Below are 25,506 nucleotides of genomic sequence, written 5' to 3' on the forward strand. Positions count from 1 at the left end.
GATCAGGAATGTCCAAAGTCATAGCTGGCGGCGGGGAGAAGCTGCCATCCACCCAGGCCATCCAGAGCCAAAACAGTGTCGTGGTACGACTTGAGTGTGGGCCTGTGACCAATGCTGATCACGGATAGCTCGCGCTGGCGCAGGAGCTTGTACAGACGATCTTCCGTGGCCACATCGAGAGCACTTGTGGCTTCGTCCAGCACCACGAAACGCGGTGCATTGAGAAGCAAGCGACCGAAGGCGAGGCGCTGCTGCTCACCCAGCGACAAAATTCTCGGCCAGTCTTGCTTCACATCCAGATCCGGATAGCGGCTGACCAACCCCCCGAGATTGACCTCCTCGAGCACATGGCGCAGCTGGTCATCGCTGTAGCGACTTTCATCGGTGGGATAACACAGTTGCTCTCGCAACGATCCCAGCAGCATGTAGGGCTTCTGAGGGATAAAAAGGAGATCTCCCGTGGCGGGACGCTCCACTTCCCCATGGCTCGGCGACCAAAGACCGCTGATCATGCGCAAGAGCGATGTCTTGCCACAACCGGAGGGGCCAACAACCAGCAAACGGTCAGCCTCGCCAACGCTGAGGCTGAGATCACGCAAGATCGGCAAGTCACTCCCTGGAGGCGTGAGATCGGCATGACGAACCACAATTGCATTGGACGCCTGCTGGACGACAGACGCATCAATGGAGTCGCGACTGACTTGCTCAACCTGACTCTGGAATCCTTCAAGACGTGTCACACCCGCTGTGAACTTGGCGAGCTCATCAATGCGGTTGACAACAAACAACAGCGACCCTTCAACCATGTTGAAAGCAAAGCCAGCTTGCACAAAACGTCCATAGTCAATCTCTCCTGCGAAATATGGTCCAGCCATAATCAGATATGGGAAAAAGACACCGGCATATCCCACGGATCGCTGCATGGCACTGATGATCACCTGCCAGACAATCAGAAGATTGAAGTTGCTAACGACCGTGCCCAGTCTTCGCGTGGTTTCCTGCCTCTCCGGCTCCTCTCCTGAATAAAAGGCAATGGATTCAGCATTATTGCGGATGTGCACCAGTCCATAGCGGAAATTCGCCTCATATCGCAGCTGGTCGAAGTTGATGCGAACCAGACGGCGACCCGCGTAAACAAGCAATGCAGTCGTAAAGAGAGCATAGGCAAAAAGCGAAAAAGTCAGCCTTTGGCTTATACTCCAAAGGATAATAATATTCAAAGAAAATGTCAGAACGGCATCAAAGATTCCAAGCGTGAAAAGAAGACTTTGCTCCGTGAAAGCCTTCACATCGTCTGTGATTCGCTGGTCAGGATTGTCAAGACCCGTCGCCTGCTCATCATTGGGGTTCAAGATGTAATAAGCCCTATTGCTCAAATATTCATCGATCAATCCACTCGACAACCACTCGCGCCAAATCAGGCCCAACTTGGCCGTAAAGTAAATCTGAGCCGTGCGGATCGGCAACGCAACAACAAAACAAGTTGCGTAAATCGCAAGGATCCGATTAAAACCAGCTTCCTGCTTGGCCACCAAGGCATTGGTGATATCACGCGCAATAAATCCAATACCAGCATTAATTCCATTCACCGTCAGCAGCATCAAAACAATGGCGCCAAGCAGCAGCCAGTGCAGCCAACGCCTGTTGCGCAGCTGCTGACGCATCAACAGGAATGAGCCTGCCCCGAGCAGGAACAATGCTGAAAAAACAATGCCCCACCAGCCGCTCCAGATGCCATCAATCGTTGTGCTGATGCCACCGAAATATTTCTCTGTTAGCGCTGGGAGCAGCTGCTCAGAAAGATTGATCAGGCCGGTCAGAGCGACCAGCACAAGCCCACCAACGCAGAAGAGAAGTGACAGCAGCAGCCCAGAGAACTGCCAGCCCGTGGCCTGATCGAGGGGGAGAAAAAATGGCTGCGCGAGGTTACGGAGCCTTCGCAGCTGGCCTGACAAGCCAGACACAGGAGCCATGGAGGGAGTGATCATGACGGCATTCTGACCAGCTCAGCTCTAGCCGGGTGGCCATGCGAGCTCACGACCACCGATCACATGCACATGCAGGTGAAACACGGTCTGGCCAGCGCCCGCTCCGGTGTTGACCACGGTGCGCCAATCCTCCAGTCCCTCCTGCTGGGCAACCCGTGCAGCTACCAGCAAGAGATGACCAAGCAGGGAGGCGTGCTGGTCTTGCGCCTCACGCAGACTTGGAATCGGCTCACGGGGAATCACCAACACGTGAACCGGAGCCTGGGGGGCAACATCCCGGAAGGCAAGACAGTGATCGTCGCTGTAGACCTCATCACAGGGAATCTCACCCCGCAGGATGCGGGCAAAAATCGTGTCCTCGGCCATGGCGCTGGGCTCGTTGGAGAAAGGCATGCGACGGACTGGGCATTGGATCCCTGAACCGTTTCAACCATGAATGCTTGCACGTTGCCTCAGCGCTTCGCTCCTTGGAATCGACGCCAGACCGGTCACCGTGGAGGTGGATCTGGCCCCTGGCCTGCCAGGCCTGCAATTGGTGGGACTGGCTGATACGGCCATCCAGGAATCGAGAGAACGGGTGCGCGCGGCCCTGCGCAACAGCGGCTTCCGTGGTCCCCTCGTGAAGGTGGTGGTGAATCTGGCGCCAGCCGATCTGCGCAAGGAGGGGCCTTGCTTCGATCTGCCCATTGCCCTCGGCCTGCTGATCGCAAGCGGTCAACTGGATTCACCCTGCCTGCAAAACCTCTGGAGCGCAGGAGAGCTGGGCCTGGACGGTCGCCTACGGCCCTGTCGGGGCATTCTCGCCATTGCCTGCCTGGCCAAATCCCAGGGAGCCCGCGGCCTGCTGGTCGCCGCCGAAGATGCAGCAGAGGCTTCCCTGGTGAAGGGCCTGAAGGTGACGGCGGCGGCATCGCTGAAGGATCTGGTGAACCTCCTCCGCGCAGGCGACCTGGTGCAGACCGCGGCACGGCCCCAACACCAAGCCCCGAGGGATCAGTGCGCTGGTGGAGAGCGATCCGCGGCACCAGCACCCCTGAATCTGCCGGCCCAGCATCTGGCCCGTCAGGGACTGGCCCTCGCGGCTGCAGGCAGCCATCACCTTTTGATGGTGGGTCCTCCGGGGTGCGGCAAGACACTGCTGGCGCAGCAATTACCAGCTCTGCTGCCTCCTCTCGACGATGCTGAGGCTCTCGAAATCACCCGGCTGCATTCGATCGCCGGGTTGCCTGGCAGGAGGGAGGGCTTAATGCGCCAACGGCCGTTCCGGGCTCCGCACCACAGCGCCTCAGCCGCCGCATTGCTGGGTGGAGGCGCGAATCCCAAACCCGGTGAGCTGAGCCTCGCCCATGGAGGCGTGCTGTTTCTCGATGAGCTGGGAGAGTTTCCACGCGCAGTGCTTGATCAGTTGCGGCAACCGCTCGAAGAAGGCGTGCTGATGCTGAGCCGCGCCCGGGTGCGTTGTGCCTTCCCCTGCAGAGTCACTCTGGTGGCGGCCACCAATCCATGCCCCTGTGGCTGGCATGGCGATCCTCGCTGCCGCTGCAGCGAGTCCCAGGTGAAACGCTATTGGCAGAGGATGTCGGGTCCCTTGCTCGATCGGATGGATCTGCAGCTGCGACTCGAAGCTCCGGCAGCGGACTCGCTGCGCCAGGTGATCGAAGAGCACCACGGATCGATCGACAAGGCCCCCCTGCCCGAGACGATCGAAGCGGCACGCCATCAGATGCATCAACGCAACCCGAACGGATGCAGCAATCGTGACCTCACTACCGCTGACCTCAAGCGGCACGGAGCGTTCAAGCCAGAAACCCTCGCGTCCTGGGAGCAGGTGCTCAAGGCGCGTCGGCTCAGCCTGCGCAGCGGCTTGAAGCTTCTGAAAGTGTCGCGCACCATTGCGGACTTAGCGGGTCAAGGAAACGTGACCGTGGAACACCTTGCAACAGCGCTGTGTTTTCGCAGCTTCGACGCACAGATCAAGGGGTGATCGACACCCGTGTCTCACCGAGCAGTGTGAGGACGATCTCGATAAGGCTGGGTTCCAATGGTTGGAGGCTGCGTCAACCTCTCTTCGCTGGGATTGCCCATGGCATGGACAAGGGTTTCTGCGACCCAGCAACGGAACTGTTCAAGCTTTTGGCCCATGGTTCTTACCTCACGTTCTCACTTCAGTCTCAAGGCAACGTGAGGGTGTGCCAACGGGTTGAAATACCGGTTTCCCGGACAGCGAGCTCAGCGACGGCGGCGGCGCTGCTGGGCCTTGCGCTTGTACTTCTCGATGGGCGTTTCGTGGTGACGCAGACGCTTGAGATCAGCGAAGATACCGGCCTTGGAGACCTGGCGCTTGAAGCGACGCAGGGCTGATTCAATGCCTTCGTTTTCTCCGACCGTGACCTGAGTCATGCAACCTGCAGGGATATCCAGCTGATCAACTTAGCAAGCCGAGGTCAGGGGGCTTCCTCTGCAGGGGCAGCGTCCCTGTACACATACAAATGGCCCAGGGTGCGTTTGCCGTACTGGCGACGCATCAGACGCCAGCCGGGCTCCAAAACCAACTGAATGAAGCCATTGCCCGCTCCCCCTGCTTTGGCGATCAGATAGCTGGGTTGGGAGGGATCCCTGGTTGGCACGGCCATGAGCTGCACATCGTTCGCCGACTTGATCACCGACAGCCGGTAACGGGTGCCCAGGTCATCGCCTCCAATCCGCAGGGAGTAACCATTGCCATCGATATAGCGATTACAGATCCCGGTGAAATCAAAGGTGGCGAGCATCGGATTCACCACAGCCGGAGCACTTCCCGACATCTCAAAACAAGGTCTGGCGTTGGTGCGCTGCTCATAGATATTCAGCTGGGCACTGGATCCACTGCCGATCGGTGCCGCCACCATCACAAACTTCGTCTGATCCACTTCAGACGTGGTGAACAGGGAACCCTGAGCCCTGACCGGAGAAGTCAGGCCGGAAGCCACCGCGGCGGTGAGAACGGCAGCAACGATCCGGAAACGGGCCATTCGGAACAAGGTGATGTTCCTGGATGGTAAAAGTCCTGAGCGGGTTCAGCTGCCCTACTCAGGCCGGTTTGTTGAGCCGAATCGCAACCAGAAGTGACCCGATGGTGGCCGGCAGGCTCAGCCCAAGAATTAGACGCGTGAGGCGGACACCGAGGTCTGGATCGCCGTAGGCCAGTTCGAACACACAACCGGTGGCAGCAATGCCAAGCACACAGGCCAGGGCCAGGAACAGGCCTGAGAGGGGTTTCATCGGCATGGCGTCAGGCCAGAGAGCGAACGTCATTGGGCCGGAAGCCATGGTCCTTAAGTTCCTTACTCAGACCTCCGGCATCGGTCACCCGGTCAACGAACAACACACCGGTGAGATGGTCCATTTCGTGCTGAATGCATCGGGCCATCAAGCCATCGGCCTTCATCGTTCTCGGCCGCCCCATCTCATCGCGGAAACTCACCTGCACGGCGCTGGGGCGCACCACATCCAGATAGACCCCTGGAATACTCAGACAACCTTCCTCATAGGTGTCGAGGGTTGCACTGGCAGAGATGATCTCCGGATTGATGAGCACCAGCGGTGGCGAGCTGGCTGTTTCTGGATCCAGATCAATCACCAGCAGCTGCTGATGAACGCCTACCTGAGGAGCCGCCAGACCGATGCCTCGGGCCGTGTACATGCTGCGCAGCATGTCGCGCGCCAGCTCACGCACGGTTTCATCCACCTTGCCGATGCGCCGGGCATCAAGCCGCAGCACGTCGTCTCCGAGGGTATGGATCTGCAGAGGCGCGGTCTCCAGAGGCTCTTTCGGAACGGCCACCGGAGAACCCGCCTTCTCAGCCGATCGTGCCAATTGGGCAAAGCTCCTGGCCAAGACCTTTCCTGCAATCTGCTGTGCTGATCTTAGGCAGTCCCCTCAACCGTCGGATCGCGCGCCATGGCCACCCGCCAGCCCCTCTCCGCCCGTCAAGCACTCGGGAGGCAACCCTCCCTAAAAGCACCCAGGATTCTCGGCGACTGGCTGCTGTGGCTCGAGCAGCGCCCGCAGGAGAAAGGCCGCACAACGGCCCTGCTGCGGCGATGGGGACAGCCTGATCAGCCGCCACTGGAATTAACGCCGGCCCCCTGCAACCTGCGTTGCCGGATCCACGAATACGGCGGCGGCGCCAGTGCGGCGGCCCTCCTCAATCATGGGCTCCTTTTCACCTGGGTCGATGGCAGCGATGGCTGTCTGTGGGCCCGATCCTGGAGCGGACTGTCTGGCGCAGACCCTCGATCGGTGGTGGCGGAAGGACCTGCCAGGCGCCTGACGGCCCCGGGAGATGGGCTGCTGGGCGGTGGGGTGATTGATCCGAAGCGGCACCGCTGGATCGGCGTGATGGAGCGGGGCGGGCGGGACGACCTGGTGCATGTGGCGCTCGACGGCCTGGATCAGACGCCAGTGATCCTGCACCCCGCGGCGGATTTTGCGGGATACCCCGCCATCAGCCCTGATGGAGACCAGCTCGCTTGGGTGGAGTGGGAACAACCCGCCATGCCCTGGGATGCCGCTGCACTGCGCTGGGCATCCATCGACGCCAATGGTGATCTCGGCACCGTTGACATGCTGGCCGGGAGCACACCAGGGGCTGCGCGTCCAACCTCCGTCTTCCAGCCGCTTTGGCTTCCTGATGGCCAGTTGGTCGTGGCGGAAGACGGCAGTGGCTGGTGGAATCTGATGCGGCACCAGAATCCCTGCGACCCCTCGCAGAGCTGGGACCGACGCTGGCCCATGCAGGCGGAGACGGCGATGCCGCAATGGGTGTTCGGCATGAGCACCACAGCCTGGGATGGTGAGCAGCTGCTCGCCGCAGTGTGCGCTGACGGCCGTTGGCAGTTGAAGCGGCTCAGCGCCGATGGCTCGGTCAGCGTGGTGGACCAACCTTTCGACGACCTTGCGGAGCTGGATGCCGACGCAGGCCGTGCCGTGGCGATCGCCAGCAACAGCGCGACCGGGCAGGGGCTGTTGGAACTACACATGGCCAGTGGACGCTGGAGCCATACGCCGGCTTCAGACGCGGTGTTGGAGCCCGAGCACGTCAGCATCGCCGAACCCCTCTGGTTCGAGGGAGCGGCCGGCCGGCGCACCCACGCCTGGTACTACCCGCCCAGCGGGGGCATCTCGCCGAACACGCCCCTGCTAGTGAAGAGCCACAGCGGTCCTACCGCCATGGCTCGCCGCGGCCTCAGCCTCGGCATTCAGTTTTGGACCACCCGCGGCTGGGGCGTGGTGGATGTGAATTACGGGGGCTCCACTGGGTTCGGGCGGGATTACCGCGAACGACTCAACGGTGAATGGGGCGTGGTGGATGTGCAGGACTGCGCCGCGGCGGCGCAAGCCGTGATCGCCAGCGGACGCGCCCACCCGCAGCGGGTGGCCATCGAAGGGGGCAGCGCCGGCGGCTTCACAACCCTGGCCTGCCTCTGCTTCACGGATGTCTTTCAGGTGGGGGCCTGCCGTTATGCGGTCAGCGACCTCATGGCGCTGGCCTCTGAAACCCATCGCTTCGAGGCCCGCTATCTCGACGGTCTGGTAGGCGCATGGCCCCAGGAACGCGCTCGTTATCAGGAGCGTTCACCCCTGCACCATGCCGACCGCATCCGCTGTCCGGTGATCTTTTTCCAGGGTCTGCAGGACAAGGTGGTGGTGCCGGAGCAAACGGAGCGGATGGCAGCGGCCCTACGCAGCAACGGGGTTCCCGTGGAGGTGCGCACCTACGCCGAAGAAGGGCATGGCTTCCGAGACAGTGCCGTGCAGGTGGATGTGCTCGAGGCAACGGAAGCCTTCTTCCGCCATCACCTCAGGCTCGATCAACCTGAAGGGATGACCTAAGGCAAAGCCTGCAGATCTTTAGCGGGCTCGTAGGCACAAACCTGATCCTGCTCAGGAACCCTGGCCGTCAACAAATAGTCGGTGACAGCGCTCTCCACACAATTCGACTGAGCGTTGAGATAGATGCCGTGTTCATTCCCGACAACCTGCAACGTCCTCATTGAAGGGAACGCTCGGGCCATCTCCGTCGACCATTGCCAGGGAGTTGCCCCATCCCAGCTCGATCCAGTGATCAATCCGGAAACATTGAGGCCATTGAATGGAGCACGTGGAATGGACGCGCTGGCCGGCAGCTCCTCATAGCCACTGCAGATGGCAAGAAAATTCACAGCCAGCGATCCCCCGTAAACAGGAGCGCGACGCGTCAGTTCCGACAGACCACGGCGTTGAGATTGCATGTCAGGACGCTGCGGAAAGTCCTGACAGACAACAGCAGCGAATCCTGCTGCAGCGTTCCCATCCACGGGCTCACTCCGAAAAACAGGTTGCTGAAGATCCGCCAGCGCTTCCGCCCGTTGCGTTCCGCTGCTGAACAGGGCCTGATCCACGGTCACGATCAGCGTGCGTCCATAACTTCCTGCCAAGCGTGAAATTGGGAGGAACTGAATGAGGCGATCCAAAAAATCCCAGCGCGTGTAAATCGAGCCATCGGGCAGCCGCAACGACTGGCGCTCGAGCGACTTCAACGCGCGATGAAATTTGAACGACAGGTCTGGGTTGGACTGCAAGAAAAAACGGAGACTGTCATCCGGGGCGAGACTGGACTGACTCAGGCCGACTAAATCCAGCCAAGGGCTCACGTTGCCATCAAGCACAAGAGCTCTGACCCGGTTTGGGAACAGCGCGGCATAGGTCGAGCCGATGACGGTTCCGTAGGAAACACCCCAGAACGTGAGTGTCGGGTCACCGACCGATGCCCGCAAGGCTTCAAGGTCATGGACTGTCTCCACAGTCCCCATGCCCTGAATGAGCTCCCGATGTCTCACGATGCAGTCCCGGTTGGCCTCAGCCAACTGCTGCTGTCGGGTCATCAGCACCTGATCCCAGGTGACCCTGCCAATGGCCGGTCGCTGGGGCATGCCCACCGAGCAATTCTCAAGTGCGGGCGAAGACTGACCAATGCCACGCGGGTCCCAGGTGATGAAATCAAACGAGCGACGGATGGCATCAGGTAGCAACAGCCCTTTCCAGGCACTGCCGTGGCCCGATTGTCCGGGGCCTCCGGGATTGAAAAACAACGTTCCAATTTTCTGATCAGCAGGCCCGGTAGCCGGCAACCGGAACACAGCCAGGTCAACCTGAGGCCCGTTTGGATTCCTATGGCGAAGCGGTCGCTTCAAGGTGGAGCAATCAAAGCCCTGCTTGGCAAGCCTCTCCAGCCGACATGGCCCCCACTGCAACCCCTCCACATCGCCTGCTACTGCCTGAACAGACGATGTCAATCCCGCCAACACAAGCAACGGGAGTAAATCCTGCAGAGTCCGCATGTGCACTCTGTTCAGCAGCATCCCCGTCAACCTTCTCTCAACAGTGGTTAGCAGGAATCAATCACTGGGACAGTCCATGCGACTGGCCGTAATGGAGTCCACGGAACTGGGCATGAACCGCCTCCATCTGTTCCGAGCTCAGCAAAGGCGGTTCCCCGAGCTGAAGAGCCTGCAGGTACATCCGAGCCAAAGTCTCCACCTCCACTGCGATGCTCAAGGCCTGATCAAGGCTTTCACCGGCAGTCACAAGACCATGCCTGGCCAAGAGGCAGGCCTTCCGATCGGCCATTGCCTCCACCGTGAACCGCGAGAGATCCTTCGTACCGAAGGTGGCGTAGGGCGCACAGCGGATGTCGTCGCCGCCGGCAACCGCAGTCATGTAGTGGAACGGGGGAATGCCCCGATCGTGACAGGCAAGCGCAGTTCCATGGATCGGATGGCAATGCAACACCGCCTGAAGCTCTGGCCGAGCCGCAAGCACATCCGCGTGCAGGCGCCATTCGGACGAAGGGCGCCGACGACTCTCGGCCGAAAGCGATCCATTGAAATCGATCGCCACCAAATCATCAGACTCCATCTGCTCGTAAGGCAACGAGCTGGGTGTGATCAGCAAGCCACCGGGAATGCGGGCGGAAAGATTGCCGGAGGTGCCCTGGTTAAGCCCCGAGGCATTCATACGCCTTGCCAACACCACCATCTGCTCACGCAGCGCCTGTTCAGGCATTCGCATACAACCTTCTAAGGCCGGCCTCACTGGCCTCTGCTAAACCCCGTTCCGTGATGAGGCCAGTCACAAGACGGGCTGGGGTGACGTCAAAGGCGGGATTAAACCCCTTGCTGCCATCGGGTGTGAGCTGAACACGGGTGACGCCTCCGTCAGTGCCGCTCCCCTGGATGTGGGTCACCTCCTCAGCAGACCGAGCTTCAATCGGGATGTCAGCCACACCGTCATCCAAGCTCCAGTCGATCGTGGAAGCGGGCAGTGCCACGTAAAACGGCACACCGTTGTCGTGGGCGGCCAGGGCCTTGAGGTAAGTGCCGATCTTGTTGCAGACATCGCCGCGGCGCGTGGTGCGGTCGGTGCCGACGATCACCGCATCCACCTCACCGTGCTGCATCAGATGGCCACCGGCGTTGTCGACGATCACCGTATGCGGCACCCCTTCCCGCCCCAGCTCATAGGCGGTGAGTGAAGCTCCCTGGTTGCGAGGACGGGTCTCATCCACCCACACGTGGATGTTGAGCCCGGCGCGATGGGCCTTGTAGATGGGAGCCAGAGCAGTGCCCCAGTCCACGGTGGCCAGCCAGCCAGCGTTGCAGTGGGTCAGAACATTGAAGGGTTGGTCTTTGCGTTCAGGAGGACGGGCTTCCGCAAGCCGCTGGACAATCTCAAGGCCGTGATCGCCAATGGCCGCACACATCGCCACGTCCTCCTCGGCGATCAGACCCGCCTCCTGCCTGGCGGCGCCAGCCCGTTGCTCCGGCGGCAGGAGACGCACCCGATCGCGCACGCGCTCCAGGGCCCAGCGCAGATTCACCGCTGTGGGTCTGGTGGCGTTGAGCTGGTCAAAAGCCGCTGTCAGTGCAGCATCCGCGGGATCATCCTGCAGAGCCAGCATCAGCCCATAGGCACCGGTCACGCCGATGAGCGGAGCGCCACGAACCACCATCGTGCGGATGGCCTCGGCCGCCTCTGCACAGGTGCGGAGGGTGAGGGTTCGGAACTGATGGGGGAGCTGGGTTTGGTCGATCACCCACACCGAGCGACCGCCTGGTTCTAGCCCGATGGTGCGCCAGGCCTGGCCATCAATGTTCATTTGATGCGCAATGGGTGACCCAGCCAATCTGCCTGGCCGGTCACCCCCGCGAACCAACGGCGCCACCGGGATGGCAACCTGCCGGCACACACGCAACCTTTATGGGGCTCAAGCTGTTCGACGTGCTGGTGGCCTTTGCCGGCCTGAGTCTGCTGCTGCTGGCAGGGATGACCCTGCGCCAGAGGCTGCGCTGGCTGCGGGCACTGGGCATTCCCGAAGCCCTGGTCGCAGGCCTTCTGGGCTTGCTGGTCGGTCCTTTCGGACCCTGGTCGATCTTCCCTGATGCGGTCTACAGGGTGTGGAGCCAGACCCCAGGCGTGCTGATCTCCCTGGTGTTTGCCACCTTGTTCCTAGGACAACAACTGCCCAGTCCAAGGGTGATCTGGAACCGGGCTGCCGGGCAGACGGCGTTTGGCATGGTGCTGGGGTTCGGCCAGTACCTGGTGGGGGCGTTGCTGGTGCTGGCTGTGCTCCAGCCTCTGTTTGGCACTGACCCGCTGATGGCCGCCCTGATTGAAGTGGGCTTCGAGGGGGGCCATGGCACCGCCGCCGGCATGGGTCCCACCTTCACGGAGCTGGGGCTGCCCTCTGGAGAAACCCTTGGTCTCGCCATGGCCACGGTGGGAGTTCTGACCGCCGTTCTGCTCGGCAGCACCCTGGTGGTGATCGGTCGCAGTCGCCGCTGGTTGTCGCAGGGTGGAAGCGAAGCCGGCAGCAGCGCCTCTGCCACCCCGCTGATGCGGACAGGCGACGGCGATCCGATGTCGGCGGATGAACGACTCGCCATGGAAACGGCTGCTGGAACCGTGGAGTCCGGCCAAGCGGAGTCGATGACCATCGATGCGCTCACGGTGAACGTCGCTCTGGCTGGCGGTGCTGTCGGCCTGGGAATCCTGCTCAAAGCTGGACTCACCCAGATGGGTGGACTGACTGGAGGCGAGGGCACAGCGAGGCTGTTGGCCGCGATTCCCGTCTTTCCCCTGGCGATGGTGGGGGGATTGATCGTTCAGGTTCTTCTGCAGCGCAGTCGCCAGACCCGCCTGGTGTCTCCCGTAGCCCAGGCCAGCATCGGCTCCCTGGCGATGGATTTGCTGATCACCGCCGCCATGGCCAGCCTCAACTTGCCGCTTCTGGAGGAAAACTGGCTTCCCTTTGCGCTGCTCGCTGCAGCTGGTCTCACCTGGAATGTCTGCGCATTCCTCTGGTTGGCCCCTCGCATTTTCGGCGACCACTGGTTTGAGCGGGGCATTGCCGACTTCGGCCAGGGCACAGGCGTGACGGCCACGGGGTTGCTGCTGCTGCGCATGGCCGACCCCTTCGGACGCAGCCGCGCCATGGAGGCGTTTTCTTTCAAACAGTTGCTGTTCGAGCCCTTCCTCGGTGGCGGGCTGGTGACGGCCCTCTCCCCTTTGCTGATCGTGAGTTGGGGGTTGCCTCGCTTCAGCATGGTTGCCCTGCTGCTCACCCTGGCTTCGCTGCTGCTGGGTCTGCGTCTCGGGCGACAGCGCCAACGCAGCTGACGGTCGGGATCCCCTACACCTGCCAATGGAGACCGCTGTCAGCCTGAAGGGAACGGGAGACAGGAATGAAGAGCCTGTTTGAACAGCAGTGGCAGACCTACCGCACCGTGCTGGAGCACGACGCCATGGAGCACCGGGCGGTGGCTGCCGCCACAGGCAAGGAACTGCAGGCATGGCTGGCCCAACGCCCTGCCCACCGGCCCCCACCAACACTCGTGGATCTTGGCTGCGGCGACCTAGCCCGCATGGCCGACCTCTTCAGGACCTTGCCCCTCGGCGCTTACACAGGCCTGGACCTGGCAGCGTCGGTGCTGCCCCTGGCCGCCAGAGCAATGGGTGAGGCGCCATTCCCTTGCCGATGGCAGCAGGGTGATCTCCTCGCCTGGGCTGAACGGCCCAACCCTCTGGCCGATGGCAACCAACCGGAACGCGTGGATGTGATTCATTCCGCTTTCGCCATTCATCACCTCAGCGACAGCCAGAAAATTCAGTTTCTGCGGGGCGCCCGGCAACGGATCGAGACGAACGGTTTGCTGCTGCGGGTGGACGTGTTTAAAAACGAAGACGACACCCGGGAGACCTACCTCGATCGTTACATCGATCGGGTGCACCATTGGCCCGCACTCAACACCCTGCAGATCCAGGCCATTGTTGAGCACATGAAGGACTGCGACTGGCCTGCCCAACGCGGCACGGTTGAGACGATCGCCGCCCAAGAAGGGTGGAGCTGGCGCTGGGCCTGGCGCGGCACCTCTGGGAGCGAGGCTCTTGCTGTGCTTCAGCCGTGCTCCCGAAAGAACGCAATCACGCCCTGAAGCTCGGCGGCAAACCGATCGATCTCTTCAAACGTTGTGGTGAAGCTGAGGCTGGCCCGGGCCGAGCCAGTCACATTGAAGTGCCGATGCAGGGGCTGGCAGCAGTGGTGCCCGCTGCGGATGCAGATGCCGGCGAGATCCAGCATGGAGGCAATGTCGTTGGCGTGGACGCCATCAACGAGAAAGGTGGCGAGGGCTCCTCGTCCCGGTTGCTGCTCAGGTGTAGGGCCAAGAATGCGCAGTCCCTCGATGCTGTCGAGCTGCTGGAAGAGATGGCGGGTGAGCTGGGCTTCCCAGGCCGCGATCTGCTCAAGGCCAAGGTCTTCCAGGTAAGCGATCGCCGCGCCCATGCCCACCGCTTCACCAATGGCAGGGGTGCCAGCCTCGAATTTGTGGGGCAGGGCAGCCCAGGTGCTGTGATCAAGGAAGACATCTTGGATCATCTCGCCTCCTCCCAGGAACGGAGGCATGGCCTCGAGCAGATCGTTCCGTGCCCAAAGAAAGCCCATGCCGGTGGGTCCGCACAGCTTGTGGGAGGACCCCACAAGAAAATCAGCTCCCAGCCTCTGCACATCAGTGGATTGGTGGGCCAGGCTCTGACAAGCGTCCACGAGCATCAGCGCACCAACCTCATGGGCCAAGGCCGCGATCTCCTCAACGGGATTGCGGCAGCCAAGGGTGTTGCTGATGTGCACAAGGCTCACCAAACGGGTGCGCTTGTTGAGCTGCCGGCGCAGATCATTGAGGTCGAGCTCTCCGGTCTCGGTGATCCCCACATGGCGCAGCACGCAACCCGTGCGCTGGGCGAGTTGCTGCCAGGGCACGAGATTGCTGTGGTGCTCCATCACGCTGAGCAGCACCTCATCGCCGGGCTGAAGGTTGGCATCTCCCCAGGTGCGCGCCACCAGATTGATGGCCTCCGTGGCATTGCGGGTAAACACCACTTCATTGGGCCCTGCAGCTCCCACGAATCGGGCCACGGCAGCGCGGGCTCCCTCGAAGGCATCGGTGGCACGGGCGCTGAGCTGATGCGCCCCCCGGTGCACATTGGCGTTATCGCAGCTGTAGTAGCCGCGCAAGGCATCGAGCACCACCTGGGGCTTCTGGCTGGTGGCCGCGTGGTCGAGATAGATCAAGGGATCACCTTGAGCACCCGCCAGAGCCAAGATCGGAAAATCGGAACGCGTACGTTCCGCAAGCGTTACGCCAACGTCGCGAGAAAGTGTGGTCATAGGGGGCGAGCGGGATCGTTGACGGCAGCGGATTTCAGCCAAGAGGGCGCCGCTAAAGGAAGACGATCCACGACTTCGCAGCAGTAGCCCTTCAAGAGCAGAGCAGCAGCTTCATCGGCGGCCACGCCCCGGCTGCGCAAGTAAAAAAGTTGATCCTGCTGCAATTGGGTGACCGTGGCTCCGTGGGCACAACGCACATCGTCGGCCACGATCTCCAGCTCAGGCTTGGCATCCACGCGGGCCCGGCTGGACAGCAGCAGATTGCGGCTGAGCTGGGATGCATCGGTGCGCTGTGCAGCTCGGGGCACCTGAATCGCGCCATTGAAGATGCTGTGAGAGCGATCAGCCGCCACAGCTTTTTGCAGCTGATCGAGGGATCCATCCGGTCCTTGGAAGCAAACGCCCGTATGGGTGGCAAATTGTTCATCCCCACCGGTCATCGCCAGACCGTTGAGCCGGGTGATGGCCTGACCATCCACCTGCAGCACCCGGGGCTCCAGCCGCCCGAAGCGCCAACCACGGCACACACTCACGAAGTCGTAGCTGCTGCGGGGTTCCTGCTCCACCGCTAGATGGGCAAGGAGGGAGGTGTCGCCACTCGCACTCGCCAGAAAACCATGGCGTAGATGCGCCTCTTGCCCCAGATGCACCTCAATCACGTGGCTGTGGGCCAAAGGTGCAGCTGTGTTGTCACGCTCGGCTGGGATCACCTGAAGCAGGTCCAGCTCCGCTTTTTCCTCTAGAAGCAGGAGCACACGCGTAGCAATCAGACCATCGCCTGCGGCCAGCACGATCTCAAGGGGGGCCACCGAGCCACGCACACGCAAGGCCAAAACACGCCGGCTGCGGGCATGGTTGAGCTCCACAGGCCAGACCTCAGCACAACCGCAACGATCCAGAGTGTGTCCAAGAGCCTGCTCAAGCTCAGCCTCGCTCAGAGGCGACACGCCTTCGGGAAGCTGAATCCCCTCCAGGGGATCGGCATCTGAGCCGATCACCAGGCGGGTGACACCCTGATCGACCGCAGGCCAGGAGCTCTGATCAGCGCCTTCAACAGGTGGCAGGGAGGCCATGGCCTCCAGCCGCTTGAGATCCGTGAGCCGCCAAGCTTCCTGCCGCCGGGTCGGCAAACCGAGCTTCTCGAGGTTGGCTTGCCCCCGCTTCTGAACCGGTGCCAACACGGTGTTCACCATGATCAGGCCACTCCCTCGGCAGCCAGCTGCGCATCCACCCAGTCGTAACCGATCTGCTCCAGTTCCAATGCCAGTTCCTTGCCTCCTGTCCGCAGGATCCGACCCGCAGCCATCACGTGGACATAATCCGGGGTGATTTCGTCCAGCAAACGCTGGTAATGGGTGATCAGGATTGACGCGGTGTCTGGGCTTGAAAGCTGATTCACCCCACTGGCAACAATGCGAAGGGCATCGATATCAAGCCCGGAATCGGTTTCATCGAGAATGGAAATCACGGGCTCGAGCAGAGCCATCTGCAGGATTTCATTGCGCTTTTTCTCTCCCCCCGAGAATCCCTGATTGACGCTGCGGTCAAGGAAGGCAGGGTCCATCTGCACAACCTTGAGCTTCTCGCGCACGTGGTCTTCGAAGTCGAAGGTGTCGAGCTCTTCTTGGCCCTGGGTCTCCCGACGGGCGTTGGTGGCCACCCTCAGAAACTCAAGGTTGCTGACGCCGGGGATCTCGACCGGATACTGAAATCCAAGGAACACGCCGAGGCGTGCCCGTTCCTCGGGTTCGAGCGCGAAGAGGTCGTCACCGCGATAACGCACGGACCCTCCAGTGACGCGATAAGCGGGGTGACCAGCGAGGATCTTGGACAAAGTGCTCTTGCCACTGCCGTTCCGTCCCATCACGGCATGAATTTCACCGGCACGGACCTGCAGATTCACGCCTTTAAGGATCGGCTGATCCTCAACGGACGCATGCAGGTCTGAAATGTCGAGAAGCAGCTCGGCGTCGGGGCGGATCACGGTGGAAGAGAGGGCGGAATGAAAGAAATGAAACTCGTTCAGGAGCGCTGCGGACGTCAGCCCACGGAGCCCTCGAGCTTGAGAGCCAGGAGCTTGTCAGCTTCGGCAGCGAATTCCATCGGCAACTGATTGAACACATCGCGGCAGAAGCCACTCACCATCATGGAGACGGCTTCTTCGAAACCGATTCCTCGGCTTTGCAGATAGAAGAGCTGGTCCTCGGAAATTCGGCAGGTGCTGGCTTCGTGCTCCACAGCTGAATCTGGCTGCTGGGAGCGGATGTAGGGATACGTGTTGGCACCGGCCTGATCACCGATCAACATCGAATCGCATTGGCTGTAGTTCCTGGCGCCTGACGCACCCGGGCCGATCTGCACCAGGCCGCGATAGCTGTTGCTGGAGTGACCCGCACTGATGCCTTTGCTCACGATCGTGGAGCGGGTGCGAGGGCCAACGTGAACCATTTTGGTTCCTGTGTCGGCCTGCTGGCGGTTGTTAGTGAGAGCCACGGAATAGAACTCACCAACCGAGTCAGCTCCTTGGAGAACGCAGCTTGGATATTTCCAGGTGATCGCCGAGCCTGTTTCCACCTGGGTCCAGCTGATGCGGCTCCGCGCGCCTCGGCACTGGCCTCGCTTGGTCACGAAGTTGTAAATCCCTCCCACTCCGTTCTCATCGCCGGCATACCAGTTCTGAACGGTGGAATATTTGATCGAAGCGTCATCTAGAACCACAAGCTCGACCACAGCCGCATGCAGCTGGTTGGTGTCAAACATCGGCGCCGTACACCCCTCGAGATAACTCACTGACGCTCCTTCCTCGGCAACGATCAGCGTGCGCTCGAACTGCCCTGTATCTCCCGAGTTAATACGGAAATACGTGGAGAGTTCCATCGGGCACTCCACACCTTTGGGGATGAACACGAAGGATCCATCACTAAACACAGCGGAATTGAGAGCCGCGAAATAGTTGTCGTTGCTGGCCACCACAGTGCCCAGGTAGCGCTCGATCAGGGCGGGATGTTCCTTGACCGCCTCACTGAATGAACAGAACACCACACCGTGCTCTGCAAGCTTCTCTTTGTAAGTCGTGGCGATGGACACACTGTCAAAGACAGCATCCACGGCCACATTGCTCAGGCGCTTTTGCTCGCTAAGAGGAATTCCGAGCTTGTCAAAGGTCTCCAGGAGCTTGGGATCGACCTCGTCAAGACTCGCCTTCTTGTCCTGCTGTTTCGGGGCTGCGTAATAAATGATGTCCTGGTAGTCGATCGGCGGATACCCGAGCGCAGCCCAATCGGGTTCCTCGAGGGTGAGCCAATGACGGAAAGCCTTGAGACGAAACTGAAGCAGAAAATCGGGTTCATCTTTCTTCCCCGAAATCAAACGCACCACGTCCTCACTGAGACCCTTGGCGATCTTGTCGGTCTCGATCTCGGTCACGAAGCCGTATTTGTACGGCTGACTCACAAGATCTCGTGTGGAGGTGGAGGTCATAGCAATCAGCCGGCGGTGGCGTGAATCGTTTCGGTGCTGATCGTCTGATCGTCACCCCTGAACGGGTTGTCTTCTGTGAGGAACAGCATGCAATGGCATTCCTTGCGCTCACGCATCGGCACGCAGGGACAGTTCCAGAACGCCTGAGACACTTCGGCTTCCTTGTCCTCGTAATGGCGACAGGGACAGAGAGCCCCGCCGAGGTCGTCCTTGTGACGCGCCAGACCCTTCAGCACGACAGCGGTCACACCTGGATCACTACAGAAATAGGTTCCTGTGCGCTGGGCGTAGGTCTCAGCAAATTTACGGATGACCTCAAGGCTCTCAGCAGTCGGTTCTGAAGTGCCGGCAGGGGCGTCTGTCATGGCGCGGAACGGGGCTTGGGGGAACGGAACCGGGGGAGATACGAAACAGATTGGTTTCGTTTTTGGAGCCTAGAGCACGGATCCATCACCCGACGGATCCGCCCATTGTGAATGACGCCAGATCACCATCTCGTTGGGGCGATGTCGCCCATGCACTGACGGATCCGTGGGCTGTCATTACCTTCGGCGCAACACCCCCTGTTGCCGCCATGGCCATTGCCAACCGTCCGATCAGCGACTGGCTTGGAGCCGAAGCTGAATTGATCCTGAACACCCAGCCACGGGTGAGCAGAGAGCGCCTCCACTTACCCAACGCCCACGTGGTGGATCGATTCAGCCTTTCGGACCGCAATCCGCAGGTGTTGCGAAGCATTCAGCAGATGTATGGGAGTGGTCGCTTGGCCAACACCGGATACCTGTCCATCCTTCCGGTCGATCAGGGCATCGAGCACTCTGCGGCCCATTCCTTCGCTCCCAACCCCGACTATTTCGATAGCGAGGCGATTGTCGAGCTGGCTGTCGAGGCCGGCTGCAATGCCGTGTGCTCCACTCTCGGCGTTCTGGGATCCGTGGCCCGGAAGTGGGCACACCGCATTCCATTCATGGTGAAGGTGAACCACAACCAGCTGCTCACGGCACCAAACGTGCACGAGCAGATCTTGTTCGCATCGGTGGATCAGGCTTGGGACATGGGTGCCGTGGCCATCGGTGCCACCATCTACTTCGGAAGCGACGACTGCAACAGGGAACTGCAGCAGATTGCGGCCCTGTTTGAACATGCCCACGATCGCGGCCTGGCCACGGTGCTGTGGTGCTACCTGCGCAATCCGATCTTCAAACAACCCGAAGCCGACTACCACCTCTCCGCCGACCTCACCGGTCAAGCGGTCCACCTCGGGGTCACCATTGGCGCTGACATCATCAAGCAAAAGCTGCCGGCCAACAACGGGGGCTACCCCGCTGTGGCCAAAGCTCTCGGCCAGTCTTTTGGCATGACGGACGATCGCATCTACAGCGAGCTGTCCAGTGATAATCCGGTTGATCTCTGTCGCTACCAGGTTCTCAATTGCTATTCAGGCCGGATCGGCCTGATCAACAGCGGCGGCGCCTCAGGCAGCGACGACATGCATGAAGCGATCCGTACAGCCGTCATCAACAAACGGGCCGGTGGCAGCGGTCTGATCATGGGTCGCAAAGCGTTCCAAAAACCACGTCAGGAAGGGGTGGATCTGATTCACGCCGTTCAGGACGTGTACCTGAGTCCCGAGGTCACCATCGCTTGAGCCCAGATCCCGTGGCATGGTGAGGAGACCATCCTGATGTCATGGGCGCTCCATCCCAGGCACCCACCCGCGAAGCGACGCTTACCCTGCTGTTAAGGCAGGGTGAGATTGACGCGGCCGGACTGGCCAGCCAACTGGGCATCTCCGTGCAGGCCATGCGGCGTCATCTGCGCACCCTCGAAGACGAGGGACTGGTGGAATCCACAGCGGTCACCGTGGGGCCAGGGCGCCCTTCCAATCTCTGGCGCCTCACCTCTCGCGGCCATCAGCACTTTCCCGACGGCAGCGAGACCTTCGCCCTCGGCTTGCTGGACTCCTTGGCCCACAGCCTTCCCCCCGAGATGCTGGGTGCCCTGCTCAAGCAGCAGGCGCATGACAAGGCCGATCAATACAGGCGACATCTCGGCGATGCTCCACTCGAGCAACGGGTGCGTGCCCTCATTGATCTGCGCAGTCGTGAGGGGTACGTGAGCGACATGGCGCCTGCTGAGGATGGCCGAGGGTGGTGCATCAGTGAATTTCACTGCTCCGTGCAGCGCATTGCCGAGGAATTCCCGGCCATCTGCGATCAAGAGCTTCAGCTGATCAGGCTGACGTTCCCCGACTGCCAGGTGGAACGGGTGCACTGGCGTCTGGAATCGGGCCACTCCTGTGGCTTTCAGATCAGCCCCCTCGACAGCCTGTCAAAGACGCAGACCCTGTCGTAATGGAGCCTTCAACACCCACAGGCCCCCTCACCCGCAAGGACGCCGAGCGGATCGAAGCCACACTCCTTCCAACCTTGGATCGCCATCATTTGCGCTTGCAGGCGCACTGCTTGGCAACCTTGAAGTCCATTGCAGCGCCGCGTTGCCATGGACCGCTCCCCAGCGACGAGGAGATTCAGGCCTGGTGCGGACAGCAACCTGCACTTCGCGACGATTCCGCTTTCCAGGGCGAGCTTCTCAGACAGTTTCAGGTGATTTCTGATCAGCTCAACACCCTGGCGGAGGCCTGCGGACGCACCCCCCTCGAGCTCACCCTTGAGGCACTGATCGACCATGCCGAAACCGCGAGTCGCCGACGCCTCGCCCAGAACGGCTGAATCGACAGGGCACGATCGCTGCAGACCTCCTGCAATCATCAGTGAAGCTCTGCTTCCACCATGACTCTGGAGATTCCCGACGCTCTGAGTTTCTTCCAGCTCAGTTGCGGGCAATGGCGATCCCAGCGCAGCGTCCACCATCTTCTGCACCGGCGCGCGGAATCCGGAGGGTCACTCATTGTTGTTGAAGACCTAGCGGCGAGCGATGACCGCCTGGTGGCCATGGCCCGGCAGCATGGACAGGATCCAGCAAGGATCATCGGCGGAAGCCATGTGCGCTGGAGCGCCAACATGGCCTGGGACCGCGATGGCGATGCTCACGACGGTGAAACCTGCTTCGCCCTGATGGCTGACGCTGAGGCTGACCGCAGTGGCACCTTGCTCAGAGATCAGGGTTATGCCGAGAAAGCTCCTGCGACATCGACCTTCGAAATGGATGACCGCGACGGCCTGATTCTGCGCACCAGCTACGAAATGATGACGGTGTGGGAGCGCTTTAGCTTCTGCGGACCCGATGTGAGAGTGCGCTCGAGCACCGTTGAAGGCTTGTCGAACAATGCCTCCTTCTGCATCGAGACACGCCTCTCGGGAGCAGGAGCCACAGGCGTTGCCGCCAGCTCTGGAACCGTGAGCTCACCGTTCGGCTGGTGAGATTCACTGTTACGGACTGTGAGGCGCAGGAGGGCTGTCGAGGAGTGCGTTGACTCACACTTCTACGATCACGCCAGTGGATTCCAAAACGCGTGGCACTCCCCCTTCTGCAGTACGCCCCGACCACGCAGAACAACCGAGTCGCTGCCATCAGGGTTGCTTCTGACGAGAACCAGCGTTCGCGCCAGATGGATATCTCCATGGATGCGGAGAACCTCAAGACGGTGATCGAGTCGGCCTATCGCCAGATCTTTTTTCACGCGTTTAAGAGCGATCGCGAAACCTTTCTTGAGTCCCAGCTGCGTAACGGCCAGATCACGGTCAGGGATTTCATCCGGGGACTCTGTCTTTCCGACACCTTCAAACGCAGCTTTTACAACCTCAACTCCAATTACAAGGTGGTCCGCCACCTGGTTGAGAAGGTGCTTGGCCGCAAGACCCATGGAAAGTCCGAAGAGATTGCCTGGTCGATCGTGATCGCGACCAAGGGCGTCGAAGGCATGGTGGATGCCCTTCTCGACAGCGAGGAATACCTCAACGCCTTTGGATATGACACGGTCCCTTATCAGCGCAACCGGGTCCTTCCAGGGCGCGAACTCGGTGAGACCCCCTTCAACATCACCACGCCCCGTTACGACGAGTACTACCGAAGCATCCTGGGCTTCCCTCAGGTCGTTTACACCGGCACAGCCAAGGCTCTGCCGCCGAGAGCCAAGCGCATCCGCGGTGGCTTCCCGGAGGATTACCTTCCCTGGGTGCGTGGCCTGTCCAGGGCAACTGGGGCGTCACCCAGTGGATCAGCCGACATCGACTATCTCTCCAAGGTTCCTTACCGCAGCGTCGGACGCTGAAATCCTCCAGCCATCACGCTGTTCAACGGGGCCTGTGCCCCGTTTTTTTTTAGGCCTAGACCAGCTGCAGTCAGAGGATCCTGACCCCAGGGACTCCGTTTGTTTGAAAAAAGGAATTTGCCTGCAGACTGATCCCAAAGAAACTCGGGAGACCGCTCAGTGACGCAAGCCATTACGAATCTTGCCCGTCTGACACTACGTCAGCTGCGTCAGATGGCGAGTGATCTGGGTGTGACTCTCTACAGCCGCAAGAGCAAAGAAGATCTGGTTTCAGCCATCGCCGAGAGGCAAGAGCGCCGTGGCGGCGACCTCAAGGCGATTGAAGCTGAACTCAATGCGCCGGCCCGTCCTCAGTCGAATACACGGGTTGTCTTCCTGCCACGCGATCCCCAATGGGCTTACGTGTTTTGGGAAATCTCCGATGCAGACCGCCGGCAGGCCCAAAGCGAAGGTGCCTCTCACCTCAGCTTGCGCCTCGCTGATGTCACCGGGCTGCAGGATGGTTCCTCCCATCCTCATACCCTTCAGGAAGTTCCGGTCGATAGCCACAGCACCGAGTGGTATCTGCCTGTTCCACTTTGCGACCGCGATTACCGAGTAGAGCTTGGATTCCGTGCCGGCAGCAACTGGATTTCCTTGGCCTTCTCATCGGTTGCCAGGGTGCCAGCTCTCCATCCCAGCGATCAGATCCTCGATCAGTTCGTACCTTTCAGCCTCGACGCCAGTGTGCCGGCTCCTCAGCCGATCACCACTCCGATCGAAACCAGTGACAGTGGCCTGCATGAGCGTCTCTACCAAAGTGCCACCACCCACTTCCGCAGTCGCCGGGTGGGTTCCGAAGTCCTGCATGAGCTCGACTCCCAATCGAGTGATCAGCGTGGGCTCAGCGATTCCGGCGCAGGACTCTGGGCCAGCGGACGCAATGAGTCAGGCCTCGGCGGTGTCGCACCCCGTCAGCGCAGCTTCTGGTTGGTCGCTGATGCTGAACTGATTGTGTACGGCGCAACTGACCCCTCCGCCCGCCTCACCATCGGGGGCGAAGAGGTACCTCTTTCCAGCGACGGCACCTTCCGCATTCAGGTGCCGTTCCGCGACGGCGAGCAGGCCTACCCCATCGAAGCGACAGCTGCCGATGGAGAGCAGAAGCGCAACATCACGCTCAACTTCGAACGGGTGACTCCAGAAGACAACAGCAACCCCGCCAGCGAAGCCAAAGCTGAGTGGTTCTGATTGGGTGGGGATGACCAATCGCCCGCTGCGCTGGTTCGTAGCCATCACCCCTCTAGCAGGGGCCATGATTTTCCCGGTGGCCGTTCCACTCACGATGGCCAAGGTTGGGATTGGAGCTGGTGTCGGCCTCGCCTTAGTGCTGAGCAGTCTTTGGTTCGTCACCATGCTGCGTACCTCTGAAATGCCCCACTGAGCCAGCGAGGGGGAACCCTGCTGTCATCCGCTCCAGCGTGATGAACCACGGCCCAATCGCGTTACTGGCCTTCACACTGCTTGGCTGCAGCCAGCCCGGAGTTGTGATCGGCAGGGTTCCAAGCGAGCTGCCGCTGCCAGCTGCAATCGAGGTTCGCTTCAACCATCGCGACAACAGCCGCTACCGCTCACCTTTGCAGGACCAGTGGCGCAATGGCGATGATTTTGAACGGCACCTGATCGAACAGATCGATGGCGCCAGCAAGGAATTGCTGGTGGCTATTCAGGAGCTCACGCTTCCGCAAATAGCCTCCGCACTGGTGAGAGCCCACCAGCGCGGCGTGATCGTGAGAGTGGTGCTTGAAAACAGCTACAGCGCACCCTGGGCAGACCTGCATGAATCAGATCTGCCAGCCCACGCTCGTCAGAGACTGCGACGTTTGGAAGCCCTTGCCGACCTTGACGGCGATGGCGTGGTGACAGCACCGGAGCGTCGCGCTGGTGATGCCGTGGGGCTGCTTCTTCAGGGAGGAGTGCCCGTCATCGACGACACCGAGGACGGCAGCCGCGGCAGTGGACTGATGCACCACAAGTTCATGGTGATCGACAAGCGCCAGGTGATCACCGGCAGTGCCAACTTCACAAGCTCTGGCGTCCACGGTGATGGTGGAGCACCGCGTACCCGCGGGAATGTGAATCATCTGCTGAGCATCACAAGCACCGAGCTGGCTGCTGTGTTCAAAGAGGAATTTCAGATCCTGTGGGGGGATGGTCCGGGAGGCCTGCAGAACAGTCGCTTTGGCAGAGGAAAACCGAGCCGGCCTGTCAAAAGCGTGATGGTCGATGGAACACGGATGGATGTGCTGTTCGCTCCCCACAACAAGCGCTCGGAAGACCATGGCCTCCAACTGATCGCACAACACCTGAGCGCAGCAAAGCGCAGCATTGATCTGGCCTTGTTCGTGTTCTCAGCCCAGTCGCTGACGGATGTGTTGGCCCAACGTGTTCAATCCGGAGTGGCGATCCGGCTGCTGGCGGACCCGGGCTTCGCCAGTCGCTCTTTTTCGGAGGTGCTCGACTTACTCGGGGTGGCACTCCCTGATCGTTTCTGCAAGTTGGAAAAGGGCAACCGCCCCTTGGCAAAGCCCCTGAGGGGAGTCGGCAGCCCGCGCCTCGCCCGCGGCGACAAGCTGCACCACAAGTTCGCGGTGATCGACCAGCGCAAAGTGATCACAGGATCCTTCAATTGGTCACCGTCGGCTGCCCATCAGAACGACGAAACGTTGCTGGTGATTCACTCACCCGAACTGGCAGCCCATTTCACCCGAGAGATCGATCGCATGTGGCGCGGTGCAGACCTGGGCATCACCGAACGCATGCGCCGCAAGCTCGAACGGCAGCAAAGCAAGTGCGGGAGTGGTGAAGAAAGAAGCTAAAAACAGCAGAGGAGATCGCGACCAACATCCCGAACAATCCAATCTTGAGGTCAGGGAAGCCGCGTGAACAACTAGCGCACAAGAAAGTCGAACAATGTCAACAGAATGGAGCAGATCGCAGCCGACAAAAATGTGCTTCGGGCCAAGCGGCCATCAAAGGCAAAATTGAATTTTTAATTGACCAAACGCACCTTGCCGAG

The 25,506-nt window shown here is 60.7% G+C and carries 26 protein-coding genes; 12 read left to right on the forward strand and 14 right to left on the reverse strand.

All coding sequences use genetic code 11. The features are described 5' to 3' along the window. Positions 1 to 2: 2 nt before the first annotated feature. Both SynPROS71_RS11445 and SynPROS71_RS11450 read right to left on the reverse strand, forming a co-directional pair. The gene (locus SynPROS71_RS11445; protein WP_255442148.1) at positions 3 to 1,988 is read right to left on the reverse strand and encodes an ABC transporter ATP-binding protein/permease; all 1,986 of its coding nucleotides are present in this window, start codon (positions 1,986 to 1,988) and stop codon (positions 3 to 5) included. A 24-nt stretch (positions 1,989 to 2,012) separates the two neighbouring features. Further along, positions 2,013 to 2,354: a histidine triad nucleotide-binding protein gene (locus tag SynPROS71_RS11450; RefSeq protein ID WP_186598061.1), complete on the reverse strand. Its 342-nt coding sequence runs from the start codon at positions 2,352 to 2,354 to the stop codon at positions 2,013 to 2,015. A gap of 70 nt (positions 2,355 to 2,424) precedes the next feature. Between SynPROS71_RS11450 and SynPROS71_RS11455 the strand changes: the two genes are divergently transcribed. Beyond that, on the forward strand, positions 2,425 to 3,972 hold the full coding sequence (locus SynPROS71_RS11455) for a YifB family Mg chelatase-like AAA ATPase (RefSeq protein WP_186595202.1): 1,548 nt from the start codon (positions 2,425 to 2,427) through the stop codon (positions 3,970 to 3,972). A gap of 245 nt (positions 3,973 to 4,217) precedes the next feature. On the opposite strand, the gene rpsU is transcribed toward SynPROS71_RS11455, so the two are convergent. From rpsU to def, 4 genes are read right to left on the reverse strand one after another with little or no spacing between them, the layout of a single operon-like run. Further along, the gene (gene rpsU / locus SynPROS71_RS11460; RefSeq protein ID WP_006043142.1) at positions 4,218 to 4,388 is read right to left on the reverse strand and encodes a 30S ribosomal protein S21; all 171 of its coding nucleotides are present in this window, start codon (positions 4,386 to 4,388) and stop codon (positions 4,218 to 4,220) included. A 44-nt stretch (positions 4,389 to 4,432) separates the two neighbouring features. Next, on the reverse strand, positions 4,433 to 4,999 hold the full coding sequence (locus SynPROS71_RS11465; protein ID WP_186595203.1) for a DUF3747 domain-containing protein: 567 nt from the start codon (positions 4,997 to 4,999) through the stop codon (positions 4,433 to 4,435). A 58-nt stretch (positions 5,000 to 5,057) separates the two neighbouring features. Beyond that, entirely contained in the window at positions 5,058 to 5,255 is a 198-nt protein-coding gene (locus SynPROS71_RS11470; protein WP_186585978.1) for a hypothetical protein, read from the reverse strand. A 4-nt stretch (positions 5,256 to 5,259) separates the two neighbouring features. Continuing rightward, positions 5,260 to 5,865: a peptide deformylase gene (gene def, locus SynPROS71_RS11475; protein WP_186595204.1), complete on the reverse strand. Its 606-nt coding sequence runs from the start codon at positions 5,863 to 5,865 to the stop codon at positions 5,260 to 5,262. A gap of 63 nt (positions 5,866 to 5,928) precedes the next feature. Between def and SynPROS71_RS11480 the strand changes: the two genes are divergently transcribed. Then, entirely contained in the window at positions 5,929 to 7,863 is a 1,935-nt protein-coding gene (locus SynPROS71_RS11480; RefSeq protein ID WP_186595205.1) for a prolyl oligopeptidase family serine peptidase, read from the forward strand. On the opposite strand, the gene SynPROS71_RS11485 is transcribed toward SynPROS71_RS11480, so the two are convergent. Genes SynPROS71_RS11485 through mtnA form a run of 3 tightly spaced genes read right to left on the reverse strand, consistent with a single transcriptional unit; the run spans position 7,860 to position 11,167 of the window. Continuing rightward, the gene (locus tag SynPROS71_RS11485) at positions 7,860 to 9,371 is read right to left on the reverse strand and encodes an alpha/beta fold hydrolase (protein ID WP_186595207.1); all 1,512 of its coding nucleotides are present in this window, start codon (positions 9,369 to 9,371) and stop codon (positions 7,860 to 7,862) included. The genes SynPROS71_RS11480 and SynPROS71_RS11485 overlap by 4 nt on opposite strands. Positions 9,372 to 9,411: 40 nt before the next feature. After that, positions 9,412 to 10,074: a class II aldolase/adducin family protein gene (locus SynPROS71_RS11490; RefSeq protein ID WP_186595209.1), complete on the reverse strand. Its 663-nt coding sequence runs from the start codon at positions 10,072 to 10,074 to the stop codon at positions 9,412 to 9,414. Beyond that, complete coding sequence (gene mtnA, locus SynPROS71_RS11495; protein WP_186595211.1) at positions 10,067 to 11,167, reverse strand: S-methyl-5-thioribose-1-phosphate isomerase; 1,101 nt, start codon at positions 11,165 to 11,167, stop codon at positions 10,067 to 10,069. The genes SynPROS71_RS11490 and mtnA overlap by 8 nt, the downstream gene beginning before the upstream one ends. A gap of 14 nt (positions 11,168 to 11,181) precedes the next feature. Here mtnA and SynPROS71_RS11500 point away from each other — a divergent pair, with 14 nt between their 5' ends. Together SynPROS71_RS11500 and SynPROS71_RS11505 are read left to right on the forward strand one after the other, a co-directional pair. Then, complete coding sequence (locus tag SynPROS71_RS11500; protein ID WP_255442151.1) at positions 11,182 to 12,687, forward strand: sodium/glutamate symporter; 1,506 nt, start codon at positions 11,182 to 11,184, stop codon at positions 12,685 to 12,687. Between the two features lie 65 nt (positions 12,688 to 12,752). Beyond that, the gene (locus SynPROS71_RS11505; RefSeq protein WP_186595213.1) at positions 12,753 to 13,502 is read left to right on the forward strand and encodes a class I SAM-dependent methyltransferase; all 750 of its coding nucleotides are present in this window, start codon (positions 12,753 to 12,755) and stop codon (positions 13,500 to 13,502) included. On the opposite strand, the gene SynPROS71_RS11510 is transcribed toward SynPROS71_RS11505, so the two are convergent. From SynPROS71_RS11510 to SynPROS71_RS11530, 5 genes are read right to left on the reverse strand one after another with little or no spacing between them, the layout of a single operon-like run. Further along, the gene (locus SynPROS71_RS11510; protein ID WP_186595215.1) at positions 13,466 to 14,734 is read right to left on the reverse strand and encodes a SufS family cysteine desulfurase; all 1,269 of its coding nucleotides are present in this window, start codon (positions 14,732 to 14,734) and stop codon (positions 13,466 to 13,468) included. The genes SynPROS71_RS11505 and SynPROS71_RS11510 overlap by 37 nt on opposite strands. Further along, positions 14,731 to 15,927 (reverse strand): SufD family Fe-S cluster assembly protein, encoded by a 1,197-nt coding sequence (locus SynPROS71_RS11515; RefSeq protein WP_186595217.1) that lies wholly within the window; start codon positions 15,925 to 15,927, stop codon positions 14,731 to 14,733. The genes SynPROS71_RS11510 and SynPROS71_RS11515 overlap by 4 nt, the downstream gene beginning before the upstream one ends. A gap of 2 nt (positions 15,928 to 15,929) precedes the next feature. Continuing rightward, complete coding sequence (gene sufC / locus SynPROS71_RS11520; RefSeq protein ID WP_186595219.1) at positions 15,930 to 16,718, reverse strand: Fe-S cluster assembly ATPase SufC; 789 nt, start codon at positions 16,716 to 16,718, stop codon at positions 15,930 to 15,932. A gap of 56 nt (positions 16,719 to 16,774) precedes the next feature. Then, complete coding sequence (gene sufB, locus SynPROS71_RS11525; RefSeq protein ID WP_186595221.1) at positions 16,775 to 18,214, reverse strand: Fe-S cluster assembly protein SufB; 1,440 nt, start codon at positions 18,212 to 18,214, stop codon at positions 16,775 to 16,777. A 5-nt stretch (positions 18,215 to 18,219) separates the two neighbouring features. Further along, positions 18,220 to 18,579: a ferredoxin-thioredoxin reductase catalytic domain-containing protein gene (locus tag SynPROS71_RS11530; protein WP_186583415.1), complete on the reverse strand. Its 360-nt coding sequence runs from the start codon at positions 18,577 to 18,579 to the stop codon at positions 18,220 to 18,222. 209 nt (positions 18,580 to 18,788) lie between these two features. On the opposite strand from SynPROS71_RS11530, the gene SynPROS71_RS11535 reads away from it, so the two are divergent. The 8 genes from SynPROS71_RS11535 (at position 18,789) to SynPROS71_RS11570 (ending at position 25,306) form a co-directional block, all read left to right on the forward strand. Further along, the gene (locus SynPROS71_RS11535) at positions 18,789 to 19,862 is read left to right on the forward strand and encodes a class I fructose-bisphosphate aldolase (protein WP_186595223.1); all 1,074 of its coding nucleotides are present in this window, start codon (positions 18,789 to 18,791) and stop codon (positions 19,860 to 19,862) included. Between the two features lie 41 nt (positions 19,863 to 19,903). Continuing rightward, positions 19,904 to 20,569 (forward strand): iron-sulfur cluster biosynthesis transcriptional regulator SufR, encoded by a 666-nt coding sequence (gene sufR, locus SynPROS71_RS11540; protein ID WP_186595225.1) that lies wholly within the window; start codon positions 19,904 to 19,906, stop codon positions 20,567 to 20,569. Further along, positions 20,569 to 20,946 (forward strand): hypothetical protein, encoded by a 378-nt coding sequence (locus SynPROS71_RS11545; RefSeq protein ID WP_186595227.1) that lies wholly within the window; start codon positions 20,569 to 20,571, stop codon positions 20,944 to 20,946. The genes sufR and SynPROS71_RS11545 overlap by 1 nt, the downstream gene beginning before the upstream one ends. 60 nt (positions 20,947 to 21,006) lie before the next feature. Further along, positions 21,007 to 21,597, forward strand: coding sequence for a phycobiliprotein lyase (locus tag SynPROS71_RS11550; RefSeq protein ID WP_186595229.1), 591 nt, complete (start codon positions 21,007 to 21,009; stop codon positions 21,595 to 21,597). A 92-nt stretch (positions 21,598 to 21,689) separates the two neighbouring features. Continuing rightward, positions 21,690 to 22,448 carry a phycobilisome rod-core linker polypeptide gene (locus SynPROS71_RS11555; protein ID WP_186595231.1) on the forward strand — a complete coding sequence of 253 codons (759 nt, stop codon included), beginning with the start codon at positions 21,690 to 21,692 and terminating at the stop codon, positions 22,446 to 22,448. Between the two features lie 159 nt (positions 22,449 to 22,607). Continuing rightward, positions 22,608 to 23,678 carry a DUF4912 domain-containing protein gene (locus SynPROS71_RS11560; protein ID WP_186595233.1) on the forward strand — a complete coding sequence of 357 codons (1,071 nt, stop codon included), beginning with the start codon at positions 22,608 to 22,610 and terminating at the stop codon, positions 23,676 to 23,678. A 10-nt stretch (positions 23,679 to 23,688) separates the two neighbouring features. Further along, positions 23,689 to 23,871, forward strand: a complete 183-nt coding sequence (locus SynPROS71_RS11565) for a hypothetical protein (RefSeq protein WP_186583422.1) — start codon at positions 23,689 to 23,691, stop codon at positions 23,869 to 23,871. A 40-nt stretch (positions 23,872 to 23,911) separates the two neighbouring features. Then, positions 23,912 to 25,306 (forward strand): phosphatidylserine/phosphatidylglycerophosphate/cardiolipin synthase family protein, encoded by a 1,395-nt coding sequence (locus tag SynPROS71_RS11570; RefSeq protein ID WP_186595235.1) that lies wholly within the window; start codon positions 23,912 to 23,914, stop codon positions 25,304 to 25,306. Positions 25,307 to 25,506: the final 200 nt, after the last annotated feature.

The organism is Synechococcus sp. PROS-7-1 (assembly GCF_014279795.1).
GTDB lineage: Bacteria > Cyanobacteriota > Cyanobacteriia > PCC-6307 > Cyanobiaceae > Synechococcus_C.